General features: G+C 57.1%; 1 protein-coding gene. It reads left to right on the top strand.

The window, feature by feature from the left end:
• Positions 1-317: immunoglobulin-like domain-containing protein (locus ACQRBT_RS28325; RefSeq protein ID WP_427851705.1), on the top strand; the 317-nt coding region annotated here is incomplete at both ends.

The following is a 317-nucleotide window of genomic DNA, read 5'->3' as shown; positions in this document are numbered from 1 at the left end:
AATCCACTGACCGTGACTTTGGACAATGGCCAGACCATCACCATCGGTGTGAACCAGTCCAGCGGCACCGTCACCACCGTGGCGCCGAACGATGTTTACAACGGCGACCAGACCATCACTACCGCGATCAAAACTGTGAGCGGAGGCGAGCATTTCGAAAATCTGGTGCCAGGTACCGATAAAGTCACTACGACCGTAACGGACACACCGGGCACTGCAGATACCACCACCGTGACCCTGACTGCGCCAAGCGCAGTTAACGAAGGCGGTCAGATCACTTACACCGCGACCTTGAGCAATAAGGCCGGCACCGACGT

Source organism: Pseudomonas sp. R19M, from assembly GCF_050312585.1.
In the GTDB taxonomy this organism is placed as follows: Bacteria; Pseudomonadota; Gammaproteobacteria; order Pseudomonadales; family Pseudomonadaceae; genus Aquipseudomonas; species Aquipseudomonas palleroniana.
This window is presented reverse-complemented; position numbering and strand designations above follow the sequence as displayed.